We start from the raw sequence: 19,958 nt of genomic DNA, 5'->3' as shown, positions 1-19,958 counted from the left end.
ATTATTCGTAGTATCATTTCACACTATGAAAATTCTCATGATTTATAATAGAACTTGAAAATAAAAAGCAGTCGCGTTGGAATCAGCGCGACTGCTTTTGTGCGTCTGGAAAAAAATATTAATGATGAGATGAGGTCTTTTAGGAATAACTGCCGGCTTCTACAGCTTGCTCCCATGCCAGCATAGCAGATGGGAAGCATTCAATAGCACGGGGAAAGACCCCCTGTACATAAGCGATGAAAATACCATAGTTCACAATCGGCACTCCGGCAGCTTTCGTTTCCGACATTCGATGAAGCATCGTACGCCGATTGAGCATGCATGCACCGCAATGAATAACCAGTGCATATTCGCTCAGATCATCAGGGAAGCTGGAGCCGGATGCATGCTCGATGATGAGACGTTTGCCTATCGTTTGGCGGAGCCAGCGGGGAATTTTCACTCGACCAATATCGTCAGATTGGCATTGGTGAGTGCAGGCTTCGGCAATGAGTACACGGTCTCCATCCTTGAGGCGATCAATGGCTCTTGCACCTCGTACCAGTTCGTCCAGATCGCCTTTATGACGGGCAAACAGGATGGAAAAAGAGGTGAGAGGCACATCCTTGGGCGTGTCGGCCGCTACTTTCATAAAAACCTGTGAATCGGTAATGACCAAGCGAGGCTTGCGTCCCAATCTCTCCAGCGTCAATCGTAGTTCATGTTCTTTGGTCACTACGGCGATGGCATCGCTCTCTAGTGTATCGCGGATTGTTTGCTGCTGTGGCAGGATCAATCGGCCTTTTGGTGCAGCTTTGTCGATTGGGACGACCAGCACAACAACATCGCCGGGTGACAACAGGTCACCGACGATACGGAAACGATCCTCGTTTTGGGGGAGAGTATTCGTGATAGCCTTTTTCAGTTCCGTGTCTCCCCGGAGCAAAGATGCACTGAAAGGAATTAGGGTGAGATCCAATTCAGTTGCCAGCTTTGTAGCCGTTTTATCTGATTCAGTAAGGGTATCTACCTTATTCAATACCCCAATAACAGGAATCTTTTTGTTGCGGAGCTTTTCGAGTAGCTCATGCTCGAATGGTCCGACTCCAACGGTGGCGTCGATAACGAGCAAGGCCAAGTCTGTACTATTAAGTATTTCTAGCGTTTTGTTGCGGCGCAGCTCCCCGACCTCACCCTCATCGTCCAGTCCGGCGGTATCCACCAGAACAATGGGACCCGCTGGGAGCAGCTCCATCGGTTTGAAAACTGGGTCCGTGGTCGTTCCTCCTACAGGAGATACCACAGCGACGGGCTGACCCGTCAGGGTGTTCAGAATGCTGGATTTGCCTGCGTTGCGGCGACCGAGCAGGACAATATGTGGTCGGTTGCTACGAGGGGTATCATTCATTCCCATGGTGAGTTCCTTCTTCCTGCCCCGGAATTCCGGGTTTGGTTACTGTATAGGGATGGCATAATTGGTCAATCCTCGAACGGGTCAGTAGGCCGCGATCTTCTGCAATATCCTCTGGTGTGCGACCTTGCACAATGGCTGCAGATGCAATGGAGGCAGCTTCATCATAGCCAAGCTCCGCGACCAGCGCAGAAGCCATCACGGCTGAGTTACGCAGATTTGTAGTGCAGCGTTCCTCACGCACGATCAGGCCGCGTACGCATCTTTCCTCGAATAGTCGAACCGCGCTGTTCAGAATATGTAGCGATTCCAGCAGCGATTCGGCAATCAGCGGCAGGAATGCGTTTAGTTCCAACTGACCGGAGGCAGCGGCCATAGTGATAGCCGCATCTTCGGCTATCACACGCATGGCTGTTAGTCCTGCCATTTCAGCTATTACCGGATTGACCTTGCCAGGCATAATAGAGGATCCGGCCTGAACTGGAGGCAGCGTGTATTCGCCAATACCACCGAAAGGACCAGAGGCCAGTAGGCGAAAATCGCCAGATATTTTGTACAGATTCACGGCGGCTGATTTGAGTAGACCGGACACCTCCACAAAGACATCCATATTTTGAATCGGGTCCATCGGGTGGTCGCTGCGACTCAGTCCAAAACCAGTCTCATCCGCCAGCTTTTCGACCATCCGATAGCTGTAAGCGCGGGGCGCGTTCATACCTGTGCCAATCGCCGTGCCTCCAATAGGGATTTCCCGCAGCCGCTCTTCAGCTTTATAGAGACGCCAGCGGTCGCGCGCTATAGCCTTTGCGTAGGCACCAAAGCCCTGCCCGGCCATCATGGGCAGGGCATCCATTAGCTGAGTGCGGCCTAGTTTGAGCAGGTCAGCATATTCCGTTTCTTTGTGCTGTAAAGCATCCTGTAACGAAGACATCGTGTCACATAAAGGCCGAAGCAGCCGTATTGCTGCAATTCGTAGCGCTGTGGGATAGACATCATTCGTAGACTGGCAGCAGTTCACATCATCCAGAGGATGTATAATCTCATACTGCCCTGGTCTGCCTCCTAGCTGTACGATGGCCAAATTAGCAATGACCTCATTTACATTCATATGGGTACTGGTGCCTGCGCCGCCTTGCATGGCATCCACGGTAAACATATGTTGGTGCCTCCCGGCGAGTATTTCGTCGCAGGCATTTACAATGGCAGAGGCCCGTTGGGCAGGGAGCCGTTTCTGCTCACCATTCACTTGAGCGGCTACTTTTTTTACCAACACAAGAGCGTGGATCAGGTTTTGGTTCACGGGTCTGCCACTGACCGCAAAATTGTTCATCGCGCGTGCGGTGTGAATACCGTAAAAGGCATCTGCGGGAATTTCCATCTCTCCTAGCGCATCCCGTTCGGTTCGCGTATTTGTAGACAGAGGGAAACCTTCGGTCATAGACCCGTTGCCGGAATGCGTGTCATATGCAGTAGCTGACGTGCACTTGCAGCGCGTTTTTCTTCAACCCGGGCATGAACCAGATCTGGCTCGACCAGCTTGAGGGCTTGTGTTGGACATTTACCAATACAGGCCGGACCGCCGTCCACGCCTTCGCATAAATCACATTTGCTGGCAATCATGCGCTCTTTGGGTTGCAGGCGTCCTGACATATTGGTATACAATCCATCCTGCACGACAGGCTGCCCGTTTCGATACTCGGGTACCATGTTAATCGCGCCGTAAGGGCAGGCGATCATGCAGGTTTTACAGCCAATGCAGCTTTCGCTATTAATGAGAATGCAGCCATCTGCGTTCGTAATAGAGCCGTTCGGACAAGCGTTGGCGCATGGAGCATCCTCACAGTGACGACACTGAACGGGTGCAGTGACCCCAAATGATTTGATAACCTTCAGACGAGGGTGAAAATGAAACTCATCATCCGGCGAGATAAAAGGGTTCTCCGCTGAATGTGCGATGACACATGCGATTTCACAGGTACGACAGCCGATACATTGATCGGGATCAGCTAAAACAAAACGGTTCATACAATTCGACTCCTCTCTAACTTACGACAAAAATAATGTATACAGCATAAAAATAACTTAATGTATTAATGAATGGAGTAATCCGCATCCCCTTTGGTGGAAATAGTGTTGCTGCGGCTTTGCTTGCCGGGCCCCCGTTGTTGGAAGGTGGTGTGCAGCAGATGATGCGACACATGACCCAGCGGCTCACCTAGAAATTCATCATAAAGTTTGATGATGTGAGGGTTCTCATGCGATTTTCGTACCTGGTGTGCAGCATCATGTCCATAGATGGAGGATTTACGTGCCCGATAAGCTTCAATTCGTTGCTTTTCTAACATGAGCTTGGGTTGTCCCCCTCCGCTGATACATCCAGCAGGGCAGCCCATCACCTCAATAAAATGATAATCACATTCGCCCGCCTGGACACGATCCAGTAGCTGATAGGCATGTTGTAGCCCGGCGACGACCGCTACCTTGAGCTGCAGCTTTCCTACCTGAACCTCAGCTACTCGAATGCCTTCCTCACCACGTACAAAATCGAGCTGGAGCTTCGGCAGTTTTTCATTTGTCAGCAGCTCGTAACCTGTACGGATGGCAGCTTCCATGACTCCTCCAGTGACTCCAAAAATGGAGCCTGCACCTGAATATTGCCCTAACGGTGAATCGAATTCTTCATCAGGCAGGTTCGCAAAATCAATTCCGCGCTGCTTGATCCAGTATGCAAGTTCACGTGTGGTCAGTACCTCATCCACATCACGGTAACCGTCAGATTCCATTTCGGGACGATCGCACTCAAATTGTTTACAGGTACAGGGCATGATGGCAACGCTGTATATATTCGCAGGTTCCACCTCGTCCAGTTGTGCACCATAAGATTTGATTAGCGCTCCTAACATTTGCATCGGAGATTTGCAGCTGGATAGATGGTCTAGCAGATCGGGATATTCGATCTCTGCATATCGTACCCATGCTGGACAGCAGGATGTGAACATGGGTAAGGGACCGCCTTCGGTCACGCGACGAATTAACTCAGTGCCTTCCTCCATGATGGTCACGTCAGCTCCAAAGTTGGTGTCGTATACCCGGTCGAAGCCAAGGCGGCGCAAAGCAGCAGCCATTTTCCCAGGCGTCAAGGTGCCGAACGGCATTCCAAATTCCTCCGCGAGTGAAACACGAATGGCCGGAGCACATTGGACGATCCGAAACTGTCCAGGTTTGGTCATCATATCGGCTACCTTATTCAAGTTGTAGCTATAATAGGCAGCGAATAGCGGCTCTCTGATGTCGGAAGGCATATCGCGTTCTTGGATACGTTCCAGCCGTCTAGCGGCGCCTTCCTGTGGAGATGAACCTGCCCAGTCAGATGCGTATACGCTGCATATTTGTACACATTGACCGCAAATAACACATCGGTCTGCATTAACGGTTTGCGGTTCTCCGGGCAATCCCTCTATGGCATCTACTGGACAAACCCCAGCACAACGTCTGCATCCTGTGCAGAGCGTAGGGTCAATATGAATGACAGGGTCTGTGCAATCAGTCGTCTTCATACAAGGAGGCGAAGAGATCTTGTCTATTGTGGTTGACATGGTTTTCTACCTTTCTGCGGCTGATTTTGACCTTATAGGCGTGGGAAAAAGACTTCCCGCCGAGGCTCTGGAGGTGAGTCGGATATACCTTTGGCCAGCCGTAGGACATGATTCGGGCAGGCCTCTACACATGCAGGCTGTCCGTTCTCTGTTTCCGCGCACAGATCGCATTTGCTTGCTGCGGTGCGGGGAAGGGCGACTCGATTTGCACGGTGAGTCAGGCCGGACTGCGTTACAACGTGTCCTGCCCGGTAGACCGGAGACACCTCAATTGCCCCGAAGGGGCAGGCCAAAACACAGGAGGTACAGCCGATACATCGTTCCTCATCTATCATGACGACGCCGTCCTCCTGACGAATGGCCTGTACCGGACAAGCATGTGCGCAGGGGGCATTTTCGCAATGCCGGCATTGCACCGGCATATACATTTCCCCTGTACGTACAACATACACCTTGGGTACAACAGGTACGCTGACGGTTCCGACCGAAGCTCCTATGCCGTTAGCCTGACTGTGAACGGCGAAGCACGCCAGTTCACAGGCTTTGCAACCGATGCACTGTCCGGCGTCTGCGACTACAAAAGAAGAAGCAACAGCGCTTGTTCTACTGGCTGCTCCCATTCTACTCGTCGAAGCTGACCGGTTATCTGTCAGACGGTGTATCATATTCCCTGTGCCGCTCATCTCGTCACCTTATCAGCCAAAACAGCTTCCTGGACGTTCATCTGTCTGCGAATCCGTTGGTACGATTCATGTACATCACGTTCGGCCTGCGCTTGGTCGGCGATCCGTTCCAGACGGATGGCACAGTATTTTAATTCCGGGGTTTTGGATACCGGATCGAGAAAATCAGCGGTCAGCTCGTTGCATGCTCCAACCCACCAGTGATAGGTCATGTAGGTCGCACCTTGTTGCACACGGTCACTGATTTGTGCCCGTGCCATGATGCGTCCCCGGCGAGAGGATATAGCAACAATTTCGCCATCCAGAATATTCAGATCTGCTCCGTCTTCTGGGCTAATCTGAATAAAGCCAGGCTCATCAGACAACTGGCGCAGCGCGCGGCAATTGCCAGTCATGGTACGAACGGAATAGTGACCTACCTCACGGACTGTGGACAAGACAAGCGGGTATTTTGCATCCGGTTGTTCTTGTGGTGGACGCCATTCGCAGGCGAATAATCTGCCTTTGCCACTAGGTGTCGAAAATTGATTTCCTTTATATAAATACGGTGTACCTGGATGATCCTCAGTAGGGCAGGGCCATTGCACGCCGCCTTGCTGCTCCATTTTTTGGTAGCTGGCACCGGAGAATAATGGGCTGAGACTGCGCATTTCATCCCAAATTTCTTCTGTGTTTGCATAGGACATAGGATAGCCCATGGCGGTAGCAACCTCGCTAATAATAGCCCAGTCTGGCTTTACATCACCCTGTGGCTCAACGGCCTTACGGATGCGCTGAAAGCCCCGATCTGCCGAAGAATATACGCCGTCATGCTCACCCCAGGCAGTAGAAGGGAGGATGACATCGGCGTGCAGCGCTGTTTTGTTCATGAAAATATCCTGAACCACGACAAATTCCAATTGGTCTAGGGCTTCACGCAACTCGGCGGCGTTCGGATCACTTTGTACAGGGTCCTCGCCAAAAATGTAATAAGCTTTCAGCTTGTTCTCCTTCAGAATGAGGTGTGGTACCTCCGTAAGTGGATAGCCTTTTTTACGTGGCAGCTCAACACCCCATGCTTTTTCAAACTTTTTGCGAGCTGTGTTATCTGTTACATCCTGATAGCCAGGATACACATTCGGCAAAGCACCCATGTCGCAGGAACCCTGTACATTGTTTTGTCCCCGTACAGGTCCGATTCCCACATTCGGCTTGCCCAGATTTCCAGTCAACAGTGCAAGGGAAGCAAGCCCCTTTACCACATCAACGGCCTGTGAAAATTGACATACGCCCATTCCGTACAAAATTGTAGCGGTAGGGGCCTTTGCATATTCCCTCATAGCCGCCCGGATATCGGCTGCCTTGACCCCCGTAATGCCTTCCGCATATTCGGGAGTATATTTTTTAATGCTGTCTACGTATTCGGCAAAGCCTTCTGTGTTTGCTTCAACATATCGTTTGTCGTACAGTCCTTCATGCACAAGTACATGACCAAAAGCGTTCACCAAAGCCATGTTCGAACCGCCCTTTAAGGGTAGCCACATATTCGAAATACGAGCTGTTTCGGTCATGCGCGGATCGCATACAATAATTTTGGCGCCTCTTTGCTTGGCAGCTACAATGCGTCTTGCGACGATCGGATGTGTTTCGGGTGCATTATATCCAAACACGAAAATGAGATCAGAGTGTTCAATTTCAGGAATAGAGTTGGACATAGCTCCATCTCCGAGCGAGTAAGTCAAACCTGCTACAGAAGGGCCGTGGCATACACGAGCGCAATGGTCAATATTGTTCGTGCCAATGACCGCTCGCATGAACTTTTGCATGACATAATTGGCTTCATTACCCGGACCGCGTGCGGAGCCCGTTCCCATAATGGAGTCGGGTCCGTATTTTTCCTTAATTGCTGACAGCCGTTCGGCAGTATATTGAATGGCTTCCTTCCACTCGACTTCCTCCATAACTCCATTTTTGCGAATCATGGGCTTGCGCAAGCGTGCAGTCAGAATTTGCGGGTCATTCAAAAAATCCCATCCATAGTGTCCTTTCAGACACAGTGTTCCTTCATTCGTACGACCACCAGCCGGCTCTGCGCCAATTACCTGTCCTTTTTCCACCAGCAAATGAAGCTGACAACCGCTCCCGCAGTAGGGACATACGGTCAATACCTTGTCTGCCATAAGTGCAGCACCTCTTTTATATGAAATAGATGAAACTCGTAACATAAAAAAAGCCAATACAAAAATGCCGCTTTACGCTGCATCCTGTACTGGCTTATCCGCGAGCGAGGAGACAAGCTCCTTCCCGCTAATCCAACCGGTGTATGTGTTGTAGTTCTAGAGTAATGATAATGTGTCCGTCTCCATGGACGGAGGGGCAGACCTCCCAAGTATAAGTGAAGGGACTGCCGAGTGTTTTTTCGGCTTCGTTCATAAACTCCTTTTCTAGATAGGGACGAAGGACGTCCCAATATTCCCTGACCTTGTCCTCAGCCCCTTCATGAACGAGAATTTCGGACAAATTAGACAATGTACCTCGAATTTCTACCGTAATCCGGAGCGGCGAATCCAGTGAAACCTTGACGTTGTCCGGTCCTTTTCCCCGGTAGTGCTTGACAATACACACGGCCAACTTCCTGATGCGCTCACGGTATTCCAATTCGGTATTCAACATCTGGACACTCCGCTTCGAATCAAAATAAAGGCGTACTTGCCGCGCATGCCAGACAGCCTGTGTAGCTGGTTTAGAACAAGACGTAACCGTCCCGACCAAAGTGGTCTGCCCAGCACGGCGTATCACCCTTCTATGGTAGAACAGGTTGACCCGGAAAGATGTGAAATTCATTACACTGAACCAAAATTTTACATAGATTAGACCGCTCTTGAAGCAACTATACCTCTATGGTTTGTATGATGCTTCTCGTTCCATCGCGTTGTTTGTCCAGATCCAATACAAAAGCAGTTGAATGACAAACTATGGGCTGAGATTAGTAAATGTCATTCTCAAAGCCCTCTATACTAAAATAGCACAGTGCGAATCTCAGAGATTTATAGTAAATTATTCATTTATATGATTTGCAATATCAATTTATTATTATTACATTGGACGGAAATGCTAGTCGAACTCCAGAAGGCATAGATATGTTATCCAAAATGGTGGAAAAGTACGGGTTCAAGATGTAGAATCTATGCGATATTCAGTTTGTAGAAGGGCACGTCAAGGTCGTCAAATGAAGACTTAGTAGGAATTACTGCAACGTGTGGCTGAACATGAAGCCGCAAGTCAAGCCACGTTAGAATAAAGAGAAGAGGTTCGTGCTAAAATGCATGGACCTCTTCAAACTTGTAATAATTGATTTTTTATGAAACTTTACTGTTTAACCAGAACGGATAAATCGCCTTCAAAAACTTGCTCCTCTTTGTTGTTGAAAGTCGACAGCAATACAGTAACGAGTCCTGTTCCATTCCTCATCTCTTTTACTCCAATCACTTCAACAATGGTGTACAATTCGTCGCCTGGATATACTGGTTTAATAAATTTAATATTATTCATAGCAGTTCCAGCAATAACCTCATCACCGTAACTGCCTGTTTCAACCCAAAGCTTAAAAGAAACAGCTAATGTTTGAATTCCTGAAGCGATAATTCCATTAAATCTACCTTGTAATGCTTTCTCTTCATCTAAATGCATATATTGCGGGTCAAACTCCCTTGCAAATCTGGTAATATCCTCTTTAGTTAATTTTAAAGACTTGGTTTTAAATACTTGTCCGATATAAAATTCATGAAACCGCATTATTACACCTCTTGATTAAATTATTTGCTTATTTATAGAGTAGCATAATATCACCAATCATTTGTAGTCCCACTCAGCAAGTAACCCTCCGTACTTTTGTACAGTCAGATCAATGTAAGTGTCTGCTTTTTGAAGGATTATATTTCCATTAACATAAGTCTCACCGGTAACAGTGGCAGGGTTATTTGACTTCAATGCAGAGTGACTCTTTGGAACTGCTTATTTTATATACTTCGACATTCGATGCAAATAAATAAAAATTATTGACAACTGTTAAATTATGGACAACAATAGAATGCAATAATATATAAATATTGGTACTTCTGTATGGAGGGTGGTTTATCTATGAAAGTTACACCCACGATTAGAGCAGAATTGGAACAATATCTAAAACAAGAAGGTTTGAGCATGATGGAGTTTGGGCATATAGCGGGCATGAATAGGGGGATAGTAAGTAGCATAGTGTCAGGCAATAAATCTATGTCTGTTAACCAGATAGATCGCATTACCGAGGCTATGGGGTTACCGGAAGGTCACTTTTATGTCTTGTTCATAGAAAACTACATCATCGACCATCCTCCGAATATGAGACGAATCGAGCCATTTTTGTTTCGCTGTGCGGAGTTGGACAAGTTGGATGCAATCCGTCGAGTGGTGGGAGCCATCATGGACAATCTACTGTATTCACCCAAGCTATTTGAAATTGCAGAAGAATTGTTGGCGCAGGGAAGACATGCGGCTGCATTGCTGCTCTATGAGGGGGTAGCTGAAGCGGAGAAATATCAACATTCAGAACGATTGGCAGTCTGTCAATATCGTATATTCACGATTCAGATTGGTGACGACCAAAGCCGCAACCACAAGGCAGCTATACTATTTGAGCCTTATGTCGAGCGCCTAGATGATTTAGAACAACTTGATGCGTTAAAGGATTTGGCTAATGTGTACAGGTCTTTGCGTAAGTGGGACAAGGTTGAGGAAATGGCAAGGCAAATGAGAGGGAAAGCTGAAGTACAATATTCCATAAAGCATCAGCAGAAGAATCGAAAGAACAGGGAGCATGAAAAGGAAACCAGAAATCCGTTATTTGGATACATTGCTTACGCCGATTTGTTGTGTGCTAGTGTTTGTGAAGCCCAAGGCGATTATCAACAAGCTCTACAATATACATACGCCTATGCGGATTTAGACTGGGTTAAAGAGGATGACGAGGATACAAAACACTGGGTAAACCTGTTCAGTCAGTGGGCGGTAGGAAATACTTACGTATATAAGCTGTTGTCAGGAGAAATAAGCCTGCTGAACGATTATGTTGAATATATTGCTACAACATCAGCCGCTAACGAGAATGAAAAGCTTTCAAAACTGCTGAATGTTATAATCGCAGCAAACCAGTTTAGCATAGATGTAGACAATATACTCAAACGATTTGAAACGCTAATTGCGACTTTTTCACAGCAACCATCATCAGATGATATGTATACCCGACAAGTGATACCGGATTATATCGCGTGGTTTGGTTACGAATTAGGTTTTTATTATTTATACCGAGGGAAGTACATTGATGGCTTTAAATATTTGATGAATGCAATGGTAAAGTCACATATAATAAATAATGAAACTTACTTTATAAACTGTATGGGGTTGTTTGTTCGTTTTCAAGCCCATGCAGTTCCTGAAACTAAAGCTGAGTATTTCAATTTTATTGAAAGGGTGTGGGAAAACAATGTTCAAAAAAATGGTATTTTTAGTCATCGCGGCTAGCTTTTTGTTTATTGTTACTATGCCGGACCAAGCCTTTAACCACCACCATAGTATTCAGCCTAACGTTACCATTGGAGGATTTTAAAGAAAAAGCTCTGCTAACCTGATGGTCGGCAGAGCTTTCTTTAGTGCAGGAATTACCACACACGGCAGAATAACTATCTGAGGTGATCAGCTTGAACCATACATATAAAGTGTTAAAGTCGGATATAGAACTATTTGCTGCTGCATTAAGCCAGGTAAGAGTATATGTAGTAAAACCGTTGGGTGATGATATGATGTAAGTTTTAGACCATCTGTTTGCCGCAACTGCGGCCCCACGACTTATTATTTTTGCGTTATAAGGGGGAGTGCCAGCGTCGCTGTCACCAGGCACAAACACATGTGGAATATAGCAAATATATTTGGGTTTGACAGCACATTTAGACAGCAGTATGCTTGCTAAGGAAATATTGATGTCCTCGTTAGGTGAGGCTCCTATATGAACATAAGCCACTGCCCGGAAACATCGAAAGATGCCAATGGGTATAACAGGAATTGCCGGATTAAGGCTCTTCTTAATGTGGCTAAAGAACTTTGGTTCTTTTACGTCGTATAGTGCTAAAGCTCGACTTGGGGGAATCGGATATTTGTATGCTTTATCCTGCATGCAGAACGACGCCCTTCAGTTAGCTGAGGGGCGTTTTTATTTCAATGTTGTAGTATTGGCAATGATTTGGTTCCAGTGTGATCAGTAAAATATGGAGCCCACAACATGTTAAGGGGAGAGGGGTTGAACCATTCAATGAGTAGTCGAAGTTCGTCTGAACCGGATCCAGAACCAGGGAGTCTATTGGCAGTCGGGTTAAAACTAGATACCATAATTGAGTATGGTTGCTATTCCTCCCCTACGGGTTAGTATTGGGCCCGACTGCCTTAAAACAAGGAGGCAGTTGACATGTCAAAAATGAATTTTTTTCAAAAAAAACAGCAAAATAAAAGTGCTGCTCATATTCAAGGCTTTGATATTGAATTGAATCAGGAAAATACCCGTCGTATTGATCGGCTAGTCGATAGTTACGAGAATAGCATTCTTTCTCATTTAGATGAAGCGTACCAAAGAACGACAAGCTGGCAAGATCGTCTTGCAGATCGGATTGCATCATTCGGCGGTAGCTGGAGATTTATTACTTATTTCGCTATCTTTCTGACCCTCTGGATACTCTTGAACAGCTTGCCGTTTACTCGCTTTCATTTCGATGAACCTCCATTTATCTTGTTGAACTTGTGTTTGTCCTTTATTGCAGCATTTCAGGCTCCGGTCATTATGATGAGTCAGAACCGCCAAGCTGCAAGGGATAAGCATGAATCGATCATTGACTTCGCGATCAACTACAAAGCCGAACAAGAGATTGACGATATGCAGAGCCACCTTCATCGGATCGAAGGCGAACTGATTGAGATTAAAAAACTCTTACTTGTTCTAAAACAACCGAATGAAGAACATAAATGACACTTTAGATTATATAGAGGCCCCGTAGAGAAGTTTTTACCTGAATCGATTCCGATTAACGAATCTTATTTCTTCCGAATCAATTTGAATTTAGAGTAGATGTGAAAAAGGACTCCGCTGGTATGTAACCAGTATGAAGTCCTTTGTTGTTTATTATTTTGTTGAATACTCGCTTACTTCAAATGTGAGTATTTTATTGAATATTACATAGTCCTTACGGTTGCTGAATGGACCTTTGTTGTTATTGTGTTTATCGATAGCAAAGAATGAAGGGCCTCTACCAGCATCTTTAGCGTCATACCAAGCAATGAATGCACTGAGTTCTTTTTTACTTAGATCGAATTCCTTATCAAATCCATTGTCCATTGTTACAGTCAGAATAGCTCGGTCGCCAGTTGGTTGTGCTGGTTCGGTCGGCTCAGTAGGTTCAGACGGATTAGGCTCAGGACTTGGTGTTGGATTTGGCGTCGGTGTTGGTTCAGGTGTCGGTTTAGGATCTGGTGTTGGAGAAGGTTCCGGTGCTGGTACTGTATCTTTACTGTTGAAAAAGTCAAGTTCGCTTATATTTATGTCTTCACCACTAAGTGAATAAAGAGTGACGAATCTAACGCGTTCTACTTTTTTTTCATTTGGAAGCTTCTTCAGTTCTCCATTTCCTACGTTGGTTTCAAATATGCCTATATAACCTGTGTCTCGGTCGTAGAAACTATTTCTTAAATTTTTAGAATCACTTTTAAGCTTGTAAGAATCAATAGTTCTATCTGTACCTAAATCAATCATAACCATCTTATCTTTAGGAAGTAAATAGTTTGTTTCTTCATTGTTATCTGTTATAAGTGTTGTACTTGCTTTGCTTGCATGGGGTCTTCCTATAAAATATATGTCAGGTATCATTGCATCAACACTTTTTCCGTTGGCATAACCTCCCGTATAGGCACTCACTGATGACAATGGGAGGAAAATAGTAATAAGTAAAGTGAAGCATAAAATTAAATTGAGCTTTCTTTTCATGTATAAATCCCCTTTTTGTTTATTTGCTCAGTAATCATACAAAATTGAAAAAGGGAGTCTAAACATTAATGTCTATATATTCAAAAATAAGTTTAAATGTGGTTTTTAATTTCTGGAGTAATGAGCTCTGCCCGAAAACTGGTATGAGTCCTTTTTATTATGTGACAATATACGCGATACTTCGACATGTCTCCCAATATAGTATTGAGAAGATTAAATACTATGGAGGGTCGTATGATAAAAGGAATCGCAAAAGGATTAATCGTATTGTTACTGGCAGCTATCTTTTCCGTACAGGGTGTTTATGCTGAACCGGCAGCAATCAACCAACAAGCAGCAGTTGGGTATACGCTGGAGTTCCCAAGCTCACGTTATCCAGAAACAGGGGATGCAATAGCAGCCGGACATTCTGCGGTGTGTACAATTGATCGGGATGGAGCCGAAGAAAACAGGAAGGAATCGCTCAAGGGCTATCCGACGAAAAAGGGATATGATCGCGATGAATCGCCAATGGCAATGTGTGCAGAAGGTGGCGCAGGTGCTGATATCAGATACATAAAGCCTAGTGATAACCGGGGAGCAGGATCATGGGTAAGTCATCAGTTAGATGAGTATGAAGATCGGGACTAAAGTGAGGTTTATTGTAAAAAAAACAAGGACTCAACCAGTATAGAAGCTGGCATGAGTCCTTTTTAATACCCAATAAAAAATAAATATGCAAATATATTGATTATATTTATAGATTAGCAAGTTTATGTTTAGACACATTCTAAAGAATGTATTACCGTAGTATCTGTTATACAGCACTTCAAAATATACGACCCAATCGGGAGCGCAGATTAAGTTCTCATTCTATGGAACAAAACTGAGACTGATTGGTACAAGATACCTAGATAGACCAACTAATGTGCAAATTACAATAGATAATATTGATGAAGTATTTTCTCAAAATGGAACGCTTTTAAGACAAAATCTATCATATGAAAAAACAGGACTACCAGAAGGAAGACATAATGTAACAATTACTGTACCACAGCTTACCGGGGGTCACTATGATTTGGATGCAATTGATATTGATAAAAATGGTAAATTAGTAGATGTTAATACTGCCGCTAATCTTACAGCAAAAGCTGGAGACGGCAAGGTTACTTTAAAATGGGATCAAATAGAGAATGCAGAAAGCTATACAGTTAAATACGGAACGGAGTCAGGTAAATACACTGAAACTGCTACAGCAACAAAAGATGCCTATGGAAACTTCATCATTCCAAGTCTGACCAATGGAACGAAATACTACTTTGTTGTGAGTGCTAAAGTAAATGGTGTGGATTCAGAATACTCCAATGAAGCTTCAGCAACTCCACTAGGAGGAGGAGGCAGTCAACCTGATCCAGAGCCAACTACTGGAGATCGTGCAATATTGGTGGTCACTATGACAACAGGCTTGGAAAAAGAGTTTGACCTAAGCATGAAAGAGGTTAATGACTTTATCTCGTGGTACGAAAACAAACAGGCTGGTTCTGGATCAGCTTCATACGCAATCAATAAGCACGATAACAATAAAGGCCCATTCAGCAGCCGCAAGGACTACATGCTGTTTGATCGTATCCTTACGTTCGATGTAAGTGAATACTCTAAATAAATCAAAAAGCTCAGCTGACCTTAAATGGTCGGCGGAGCTTTTTTTTGTTAAGAAGCCCTTCCTTTAACCAAGACCTCGCATAGCCTATGGAGTATAGTACCCTAAAGTAAAGGAGGCGTTACGTGTGGGGGAAATGAAAAGAGACTACGAGGGAATCACCGGAAGAGTTTGGACATCGATAGCTGCTGTATTGGCATTGTTCATTTTGCTGGTAATCATCTTGAAATTAATTCATTTATAAAGATTCTTAAGCTCCACCGGCATTTTTTCGAATTGCTGCTTAGCCCTGTGCTTTTTATCCTTTTGGTCATAATGACTAAAGCGTGCTGAATTTAATTTCTTAAGCATAGCCACATCAGTTCCTAAGGAATCTATAAGGTTCGCCGTTCGGCCCTAGGCTAATCCATGAGGGTCGCCTCTTTTTGGAATGGTTGCGTGGTGCTTTCCATTAGCCAAAAAGGCGACTCTTTTTATCCTATTTTTGGATACTCAACAAGCCTGACTTTGCTTCAAGATCTTCTATAATTTCCATTGCAACAAAATATCCAAAAGACAATGTTAAAATATCCTCGTATCGTTTTCCTGATCCTCTTGCTCTACTTAATATGATGTTTTGACTTTCTTGTATTTTTTTTCTAAGGAATGATAGAGAAACCACAGGTGGATTGGAAGCGATCAAATCCATCATTAGAGTTGACAACTTTTTCTGAAACTCTTCAATCGGAAAGTCATTATTTTCTTTTGAATACAGATGCATCGTTTCAGGTGGATCTTTAAATGAAGTTTGATATTGAGTATTGAAAACACCTTCATTAGCTATTTTGTCCGCAATTAATTTACCAAAAACGATCCCCGATGCGAATGCTTGCCCAGGGATTCTTCCTATACCAAGATCACCATTAAATTGAGCTTCTCCAGTAGCAAAAACACGATTCAAGTTTATAGCCTCAGCATTAGCGTTGATTTCGATTCCTCCTGAAGAATAGTGCATCGTTGGTGTAATTTTAATTCTTTTATTTTTAACTACCTTAGGACTAAATCCATATTTTTTGAATTTTTCATTTAAAACATTTTCATCAGCATGGCTCATATCCAAGTACATGTCTTTTTTTTGTTTGATACATTCAAGTTGGAATTTTAAAATCTCATCAATCATTTCGTGGTAATCATCTCGAGCAATTGCATCACAAATATACTTATCTTTTAATAATTGAACTCCATCCTCATCTATTATTTTCCCTTGACTCAAAGATACAACCCCGCCCAATAAAATTTGCCTTCCGTTATATATAGACCAAGGATGACACATTACTGTAGACATTCCCTTTAATCTTGCACCTATTTTTTTAGCTAAGATAAGCGTTTCACCAGTTGAACCCGGCGAATTATCATTGAAACAGAATTGTCCTGCATATCCTCCCGTAGCTAATACCAAATAATTTGTAAATATTCTGATAAATTGATCTGATTGTGTGTCATAAAATATTGCGATAATTCCTTGATCGTACTTTTCCAAATGAATCAAAATTTTATTACACATCGGTTGTTCAATATGTTGTAACAAACAATTGATTAATTTCTTTCCCCCATGTGATTTAATCAAACATTCAGGCATGATACCAAAGGATGTTTTCTCATAAGGAATTCCTAATTCTTTGAAGAAATTTATAATTATGTTGGAATTCCTATATAGCGCTTCAATTACTGATCGATCTGCTCCACATTTATCAATAGTAAGATTAATAATATTGTTAACTTCATTCTCTGATGGAACCCGAGTATTTGCGGCTGAAAGAAAGGAGTTGCTTTGTTTGGGTGCATTCTTTTTTGTTACAATCGTGTACTTAATATTATTTTTCGACAAATAATAAGCAGCAGTAAGCCCTGAGATCCCCGTACCGACAATCAAAATTGGAGTGTAGTTTTCAACGGATATTCCATTTTGTTTCATCATTCCAACTCCCTTTTAGGATGTGAATGTTATCTTCGGCTGAATCTCGTAGTCAGTTTTCTATTTGTTGCAACAAAACGCATCATGATGATATTCATAAAATTCTTGCTCCGTTGTTAATTGCCTGTAATTTATATCAAATTATATAACTATATTTCGTTTTATACTTTATATAGTTATTAAGAGCTAACAAAATCAAATACGAACAGTTTTGCAAAAGTAGAGGAAAAAAAGAACCATTATAGCAATCGCTAAGATGATTCTTATTACGATTTCCAATATCCTTGTTACCAACGAAGAATGGAATCCAAAAAAATATTTTCCTAATTGTACAAGTTTATTCCTTATATTGTCAACATTATCTGAGAATATATAATTGACTCAGCTTTCGCAGTATGAATATTCAAACAAATCCTTAATGTAATAACTGGCAGTACCTTAGAAAAGGCGACAGAGTTCATAGTATCCATCCTTATAGCCTTAACCTATCACTTCTATAGATATCATATCTTAGACCAATCAAACATCCCGTGGTATATTGTTGACATTCAAGAGAGAGCCGTTAGCTTCTCTCCACTAGGTTCGAAAAACACAGGGGTGAATAATGATGAGTAAAAAGACCATGTTCGAGAAAATTTGGGATAACCATGTCATCTATCAGGAAGCGGGAAAGCCGAGTATTTTGTACATTGATCTTCACCTCGTACATGAGGTAACATCGCCGCAGGCGTTTGAGGGATTACGTCTTAGCGGACGTCAGGTACGTCGTCCAGAGCTTACGTTTGCAACGATGGATCATAACGTGCCGACTAAGGACCGTTACAATATTACGGACCCGATTTCCAAGCAGCAGATTGATACATTAACTCAAAATTGCCGTGATTTCGGTGTTACACTGTATGATCTGGATACGGTGGATCAAGGTGTCGTTCACGTTATGGGGCCTGAACTTGGTCTGACTCATCCGGGCAAAACGATTGTTTGTGGTGATAGCCATACCTCCACACACGGGGCGTTCGGAGCACTCGCTTTTGGTATCGGAACCAGTGAGGTAGAGCACGTAATGGCAACACAATGTCTCCAGCAAGCTAAAGCCAAAACGATGGAAGTTCGCTTTGTAGGCCGCCGCAAACCTGGTGTGACAGCAAAGGACATGATTTTGGGTGTCATTGCCAAATACGGTACAGATTTCGCCACAGGTTATGTTATTGAGTACACAGGTGAATCTATCCGCGAATTGAGCATGGAAGAGCGCATGACTGTGTGTAACATGTCCATTGAAGGCGGAGCCAGAGCAGGAATGATTGCACCGGACGAAACCACCTTCAATTACTTGCGTGGACGTCAACATGTAGCACAAGGAGCTGCTTTCGAGCAAGCGGTTGCTGAGTGGAAAGAGCTTGTCACAGATGAAGGCGCTGAGTTTGATGTCGTGCTGGAGTTTGACGTAGATGCTTTGATTCCGCAAGTAACCTGGGGCACCAGCCCGGGGATGGGTACAGATATTTCCTCAACCGTACCGATTCCGGCAGAACTGCCAACCGAAAACGAACGTAAAGCAGCTGAAAAAGCGCTTGAATATATGGATTTGAAGCCAGGTACTCCGATCACGGATATTGCGATTGATTATGTGTTTATCGGCTCCTGCACCAATGGGCGGATTGAAGATTTGCGTGCAGCCGCTGAGGTTGCCAAAGGTTACAAGGTTTCTGACAAAGTAACGGCCATCGTCGTACCAGGTTCGGGGCGTGTGAAAATTCAGGCTGAAGAAGAAGGGCTGGACGTCATTTTTACAGAAGCAGGATTTGAGTGGCGTGAAGCGGGATGCAGTATGTGTCTTGCGATGAATCCAGACGTACTGCAACCGGGACAGCGTTGTGCATCGACTTCTAATCGTAACTTTGAAGGTCGTCAGGGACGCGGAGGACGGACTCATCTGGTATCTCCAGCAATGGCAGCCGCTGCGGCGATTCATGGACATTTTGTTGATGTACGGGATTGGAAATTCAAGCAGGAAGAAGTAGTCCGCTAGGATACAGAGGAGGAATTACGATGGAAGCTTTCACAACATTAAAAGGAATTGTAGCACCTGTGGATCGGGTGAATGTGGATACAGATGCTATTATTCCTAAGCAGTTTTTGAAACGAATTGAACGTACGGGCTTTGGACAGTTTCTGTTCTACGAGTGGCGGTTTGATGAAGCGGGCAATATCAATCCTGAATTTGAACCGAACAAGCCTCGTTATGCAGGGGCGTCTGTGCTGATCTCTCGCGCTAACTTTGGCTGTGGCTCCTCACGTGAGCATGCGCCGTGGGCGATTATGGACTATGGGTTTCGTTGCGTAATTGCTCCGTCTTATGCGGATATCTTCTATAATAACTGTTTTAAAAACGGTATATTGCCGATCAAGCTGTCTGAAGAGCAAGTAGAGGAATTGTTTCAGCGCACGGCGCAGCATGATAACTACCAATTAAACATCGACCTGAATGATAAAACGATCACTGACGATTATGGTCTGAAAATTGAATTCGATTTGGATGAACATCGCCGCCAGTTCCTGCTGCAAGGCTTGGACGATATTGGCCTGACACTCCAGCATGAATCTGAAATTCTGGCTTATGAACAAAAACGTGCTGCGAAACAAGGCGCATAG

General features: G+C 44.3%; 16 protein-coding genes, 1 pseudogene and 1 riboswitch. Of the genes and pseudogenes, 7 read left to right on the top strand and 10 right to left on the bottom strand.

Annotated elements, in window-relative coordinates:
* Positions 1 to 139: 139 nt before the first annotated feature.
* The 8 genes from hydF to ACUUJN_RS15465 form a co-directional block, all read right to left on the bottom strand.
* Positions 140 to 1,393 (bottom strand): [FeFe] hydrogenase H-cluster maturation GTPase HydF, encoded by a 1,254-nt coding sequence (gene hydF, locus ACUUJN_RS15500; RefSeq protein ID WP_053325645.1) that lies wholly within the window; start codon positions 1,391 to 1,393, stop codon positions 140 to 142.
* On the bottom strand, positions 1,380 to 2,828 hold the full coding sequence (locus ACUUJN_RS15495) for an aspartate ammonia-lyase (RefSeq protein WP_076159271.1): 1,449 nt from the start codon (positions 2,826 to 2,828) through the stop codon (positions 1,380 to 1,382). Before ACUUJN_RS15495 ends, hydF begins: the two co-directional genes overlap by 14 nt.
* Positions 2,825 to 3,415, bottom strand: coding sequence for a 4Fe-4S dicluster domain-containing protein (locus tag ACUUJN_RS15490; RefSeq protein WP_028540676.1), 591 nt, complete (start codon positions 3,413 to 3,415; stop codon positions 2,825 to 2,827). Before ACUUJN_RS15490 ends, ACUUJN_RS15495 begins: the two co-directional genes overlap by 4 nt.
* A gap of 65 nt (positions 3,416 to 3,480) precedes the next feature.
* Positions 3,481 to 4,986, bottom strand: coding sequence for a [FeFe] hydrogenase, group A (locus ACUUJN_RS15485; RefSeq protein ID WP_254664471.1), 1,506 nt, complete (start codon positions 4,984 to 4,986; stop codon positions 3,481 to 3,483).
* A gap of 32 nt (positions 4,987 to 5,018) precedes the next feature.
* Complete coding sequence (locus tag ACUUJN_RS15480) at positions 5,019 to 5,669, bottom strand: 4Fe-4S dicluster domain-containing protein (RefSeq protein WP_053325642.1); 651 nt, start codon at positions 5,667 to 5,669, stop codon at positions 5,019 to 5,021.
* Positions 5,666 to 7,828, bottom strand: coding sequence for a formate dehydrogenase subunit alpha (gene fdhF, locus ACUUJN_RS15475; RefSeq protein ID WP_028540678.1), 2,163 nt, complete (start codon positions 7,826 to 7,828; stop codon positions 5,666 to 5,668). The genes ACUUJN_RS15480 and fdhF overlap by 4 nt, the downstream gene beginning before the upstream one ends.
* A 127-nt stretch (positions 7,829 to 7,955) precedes the next feature.
* The gene (locus ACUUJN_RS15470; RefSeq protein ID WP_013310644.1) at positions 7,956 to 8,321 is read right to left on the bottom strand and encodes a hypothetical protein; all 366 of its coding nucleotides are present in this window, start codon (positions 8,319 to 8,321) and stop codon (positions 7,956 to 7,958) included.
* Positions 8,322 to 9,017: 696 nt separating this feature from the next.
* Entirely contained in the window at positions 9,018 to 9,443 is a 426-nt protein-coding gene (locus tag ACUUJN_RS15465; protein WP_028540679.1) for a MaoC family dehydratase, read from the bottom strand.
* A 345-nt stretch (positions 9,444 to 9,788) separates the two neighbouring features.
* Here ACUUJN_RS15465 and ACUUJN_RS15460 point away from each other — a divergent pair, with 345 nt between their 5' ends.
* Together ACUUJN_RS15460 and ACUUJN_RS15455 are read left to right on the top strand one after the other, a co-directional pair.
* Entirely contained in the window at positions 9,789 to 11,207 is a 1,419-nt protein-coding gene (locus ACUUJN_RS15460) for a helix-turn-helix domain-containing protein (RefSeq protein ID WP_068941642.1), read from the top strand.
* A 453-nt stretch (positions 11,208 to 11,660) separates the two neighbouring features.
* A riboswitch (M-box (ykoK) riboswitch) is annotated at positions 11,661 to 11,833 on the top strand.
* A 311-nt stretch (positions 11,834 to 12,144) separates the two neighbouring features.
* Positions 12,145 to 12,699 (top strand): DUF1003 domain-containing protein, encoded by a 555-nt coding sequence (locus tag ACUUJN_RS15455; protein WP_049828342.1) that lies wholly within the window; start codon positions 12,145 to 12,147, stop codon positions 12,697 to 12,699.
* 153 nt (positions 12,700 to 12,852) lie between these two features.
* Here ACUUJN_RS15455 and ACUUJN_RS15450 read toward each other — a convergent pair whose 3' ends face one another.
* On the bottom strand, positions 12,853 to 13,710 hold the full coding sequence (locus ACUUJN_RS15450; RefSeq protein ID WP_254347433.1) for a hypothetical protein: 858 nt from the start codon (positions 13,708 to 13,710) through the stop codon (positions 12,853 to 12,855).
* A gap of 234 nt (positions 13,711 to 13,944) precedes the next feature.
* Between ACUUJN_RS15450 and ACUUJN_RS15445 the strand changes: the two are divergent.
* The 3 genes and pseudogenes from ACUUJN_RS15445 (at position 13,945) to ACUUJN_RS15435 (ending at position 15,593) form a co-directional block, all read left to right on the top strand.
* Positions 13,945 to 14,383 (top strand): annotated as a pseudogene (locus ACUUJN_RS15445) (NucA/NucB deoxyribonuclease domain-containing protein).
* Between the two features lie 234 nt (positions 14,384 to 14,617).
* Positions 14,618 to 15,352, top strand: coding sequence for a fibronectin type III domain-containing protein (locus ACUUJN_RS15440; protein ID WP_226887760.1), 735 nt, complete (start codon positions 14,618 to 14,620; stop codon positions 15,350 to 15,352).
* A 133-nt stretch (positions 15,353 to 15,485) separates the two neighbouring features.
* The gene (locus tag ACUUJN_RS15435) at positions 15,486 to 15,593 is read left to right on the top strand and encodes a sporulation protein YjcZ (protein ID WP_196233322.1); all 108 of its coding nucleotides are present in this window, start codon (positions 15,486 to 15,488) and stop codon (positions 15,591 to 15,593) included.
* A 234-nt stretch (positions 15,594 to 15,827) separates the two neighbouring features.
* Here ACUUJN_RS15435 and ACUUJN_RS15430 read toward each other — a convergent pair whose 3' ends face one another.
* A complete protein-coding gene (locus ACUUJN_RS15430) occupies positions 15,828 to 17,303 on the bottom strand; it encodes an FAD-binding protein (RefSeq protein ID WP_028540685.1) in 1,476 nt (491 codons plus the stop codon).
* A gap of 607 nt (positions 17,304 to 17,910) precedes the next feature.
* Between ACUUJN_RS15430 and leuC the strand changes: the two genes are divergently transcribed.
* Positions 17,911 to 19,335, top strand: a complete 1,425-nt coding sequence (leuC, locus tag ACUUJN_RS15425) for a 3-isopropylmalate dehydratase large subunit (protein ID WP_013310634.1) — start codon at positions 17,911 to 17,913, stop codon at positions 19,333 to 19,335.
* Between the two features lie 20 nt (positions 19,336 to 19,355).
* A complete protein-coding gene (leuD, locus tag ACUUJN_RS15420; RefSeq protein ID WP_013310633.1) occupies positions 19,356 to 19,958 on the top strand; it encodes a 3-isopropylmalate dehydratase small subunit in 603 nt (200 codons plus the stop codon).

The organism is Paenibacillus sp. LRG-1, from assembly GCF_057220305.1.
Note: the sequence above shows the minus strand (reverse complement) of the source record. Positions and strands in the feature narration are given on the sequence as shown.